The following is a 3,718-nucleotide window of genomic DNA, read 5'->3' on the forward strand; positions in this document are numbered from 1 at the left end:
CAAAACCACCCGCGCAATCCGCGACCAACCCGAACGAGCACTCCCACTTCTGGGCATCACCAACAAGCCCGAACCTTAAGGAACTTGATCAAGCCCTGCGGCACAACACCACGAAACTCCGCCGCCAACAGTCCGTTCACAGACACCAAACCGGGAACCGTAACCCGGCCGCTCACACCTCGCTCAAGAATGTTCACCCCTTGCCGTATCGCATTTCAGCGCCCCGCCGCTGAACTCCGATGCCATTTGCAGCACCACCTTGCCTCCTCTTTACCTTGCTCTGATGTCACTTTGATGAACTACTGGTTAGCTCGAAGCATGAGCACTCCCTTACCGGTATCCTCCACAGCAAACCATCACCCCTCTGACCTCAGTCACACATTCTCCGGCGAACATCGCCTCCTATTGCGGCAAGACTTGTTCGCTGCGCTCATAGAAGTCGTATCCGGCTCAGGAAAATGGAGCGACCAAACTGCCGCCCAGATCCGAAGAATAGGCATCGAGTGGGCGGAAAGGCGTGAATCACTGAACGAGTTGCCGCTCATCGTGCAGAGCGTCGCTCAATACATATTGGAACGCGCCCCCAGTACCGGTCCAGCCAGATCTCCCACACCACCAGTGCGGCTAACCCAACGCTTGATTGAAGCAAGCCATACAGTGACCGAGGAATTGACACTCGGATTTTTCGAGTACTGGACGCGCAATTCCTGCGAATCGTCAACCTGAAGAAGGCAACCTGAAATGTCGCCAGCCCCATAGGGGCCGGTCGGCGGCGAGGCGGCCGACCGGTAGGTGTGTACGCGGGGAATTACGTGCCTGCCCGCTCGCCCTCATCCCGCCATCGCAAAGCGGTGTGCGAACTCTTCAAGCTGAGCACGCTGGCGATCTCCCGCAGAGCCATCCCCTCGCGGGAGGCCCTAGCGATATGTCTTTTCAGTTCATTTTCCGCCCTCTCGGCGAGCCTCTGATACAACCGCAGCTCCGCCATCAATGCCGCTCGACGTTCGGGCGTCAGGGGAGGATTTTGAGGGTCTGTCATGTACACTCCATGGTACCGGCGGCTCATTCGAACACAAATCCTTGCGCATTCCTCTTCAGTGGCAGTGAATCTGCGTGCCAGGTTGAACCCTGGCTACTCTGCCGCTCCGTTGCAGGGTAAGCAGCACGCGCCGTAAGCGGCGGGCAGGCAGGCAGCGACTACTCAACCATCTGCACCTGCCGGAACACGCCAACGCCTCGCCCCCGAACCCCTTCCGCGTTCCTCTCGGAACCGCTCCATGAGGAATATTCCTCGCCTATCGGGCGATTTCAAGCCCGAGGCTCCATCGTCTCGACCGCGGTAGTGGCATCGTCCTGTGCAGTCCGTCAGTCGCCACTGTCAGATCCGGGAGGATACGTGCTCGAAGTATCCGACTCGAAGTCCAGGAAATCATCCCTCGGAGGATACGTGCTCGAAGTATCCGACTCGAAGTCCAGGAAATCATCCCTCGGAGGATACGTGCTCGAAGTATCCGACTCGAAGTCCAGGAAATCACTCCTGTGGTAGGGATTTTCGATGATGGGTTGCGGTTTCGCTGGGCGAGCCAGTTCAGGTGCCTTGCCGAGACGTGCGATACGGTGGTCAATGAATTGCTCGGCGTGCTCGGCCGGCGAGAGGGCAAATCGCCCTGCAGGGTTTTGAGCGTTGTGCCTTGCGCCCCACACTGCGTTGAAGGAGCCGTTGGCTGCGCCTGCTACCCAGTCTCCGGACAGGCCGTAGACGCTGTCTTGGGCTGCTGCCTCTGCCATGCCAGTGAGCGCACCAAAACCCGCATTGAAGGCTACTACTGTGCCGAATTTCGTCAATTTCTGCGCACGATTCGACAGGTTGGTGAACGCTGGCTTCTTGGTGAGGTTCTTGAGGCCACCCATGGCAGCACCGCCCACCAGTCCCATGCCGAAACCAACGGGCGCCCCCACGGCGCCGTTTACAGCGGCAACGCCTAGTTCGTGCCCATCAAGGGAGTGCCGGTGGCCTTCGCCCAGTTCGATGATCTGGGCAAGTAGTGCCATTCCGACCATAGCGGCAACAGATTCAGCCAGGCGTGTCAGGACATGCGTCAGGGCCTGACGTAGGAAGGCCAGACACAGCACCCGGGTGGCGGCAATGTCTGCCGCGGCTTTGGCTTCCCCTCCGAACATCCACAGAGCCGAATCGATGATGAGCTGCAGAAACAGCACCACCAAAGCACCAATAATCTCGATCCGCAGCGTCTCGATCTGCAAGGCTTCTTCGTCGAGAGCGTGAGCTGAGGCTTCAGCAGCTTCGATGAGCGCCGGCATGATCGCGTTGGCTTCGCTTACACCCCGGCCACCAATGAGTTCAGATAGGAACGCATCGACAGCATCCTGGCCGGAACCTGACAAAGCCTTTGCTGTCAGCCATTTGACGGTCTCAATGTGCTCCATGAGCGACTGGAGTGAGTGGGCTGTCTCTCGCCAGACTGCCGCTTCGGCGCGCAGTGCCGTCTCATCGCCGGTCGGCCAACGGTTTCCGGTCGTTATGAGCAAGAGATTCTGCAGTTCAGGGGGAACGTGGTGGGCGTCTACCACTCGCGACTTCCGGTCTTGGCGTAGCCGGACACGCTTTGTGCGGCGGCTATCGCGGCTTCTTCGGCCTCACGATAGGAGCGGTTCATGGCGGCGAGGTTGTCAGCGATGTTCCGCAGCACCTGCGGCATTTCTTGCACTGCCTGGACCAGTATTTCACGTGGCTCGGCAAAGACACTGCCAAAGGTCTGCCCAAGCGCCGGATCCACTCCCCAGGGAGCCGGGCCGGAAGCGTGAACCCTACTCGTGAGCGTACCCGCAAGACTGCCAGCGGCTGCGGCTGCTTCGTCTGCCGCGGTGATCGCGCGTTGCAACATCACGAGGTCGACAGTGAGGACGTCACCACCAGAAATACTGCCGTCGTTGGTTCCAGGGATATGTAGGTGCGGCTGGGGTGCCGACACCGGTACGTTGCGGTAGCCATCAGGCGGGGACGGAACAGAAACTCCCTCACCAGACGGCGGTGGTGTACTGGGCACGGCCCCCTCACTCGTCACAGTTCGTCCACCCACCAGGAAAGGTGAGCCCGGGCACGCCGTAAGTTCTCGGCAGGTCCACACCATCACAGCCCAAATGCCGCGCGAACCGGCCATGATGAGCCCTTGACGCAAACAGAGCACCCGTTAACAGGAATCTGACGGCAGAGCGGTGCGGCCTCCAGCCCGGACCACCACAGGAGCACTGGCAGTCGGTCGACCCTGACAAGCACATCGGCGGGGAACCCGGCCCGGTCCCTGAGGCCGCCCTGCGCTGCCCACTGACGCAAACGGCAAATCCCACCCGGCTGCTGACATGGAGGCGGCACACGGCCAAGCAACCGTCCCGGCCGGGGCATTCCAGGCCATGCGCACCTCGCGGATCCTGGCCGCGCGCCCCGGCCCCGAAAGGCAAGGACGGGAGCGAGCTCGCAATCGCCTCCGTGGCTTCTGACGTGGAAAGAGCTCGGGAGTTGCTCGTGCAAGTCGCGTCATCGACATCGGCTTCAGGCGTCTGACCAGCAGACTGGGTGGTACAGCCGTGGCCCGCTTCAGGGACCTGTCCCCGGGTGGTGGACACCTCTGAGCCCGGCCCCGCCAGGGGTCGGGGAGGAGGAATCTCTTATGGTGATGAAGGTCTACTCGCCCGAGTT

At 60.8% G+C, this 3,718-nt stretch carries 2 protein-coding genes; both read right to left on the minus strand.

Translation table 11 applies throughout. The features are described from left to right. Window positions 1–1,365: 1,365 nt before the first annotated feature. On the minus strand, window positions 1,366–2,592 hold the full coding sequence (locus PV350_RS45475; protein WP_500339177.1) for a WXG100-like domain-containing protein: 1,227 nt from the start codon (window positions 2,590–2,592) through the stop codon (window positions 1,366–1,368). Then, window positions 2,586–2,993, minus strand: a complete 408-nt coding sequence (locus PV350_RS45480; protein ID WP_500339178.1) for a hypothetical protein — start codon at window positions 2,991–2,993, stop codon at window positions 2,586–2,588. Before PV350_RS45480 ends, PV350_RS45475 begins: the two co-directional genes overlap by 7 nt. Between the last annotated feature and the right edge of the window lie 725 nt (window positions 2,994–3,718).

The sequence above is a fragment of the Streptomyces sp. PA03-6a genome, assembly GCF_033792765.1.
Lineage (GTDB): Bacteria > Actinomycetota > Actinomycetes > Streptomycetales > Streptomycetaceae > Actinacidiphila.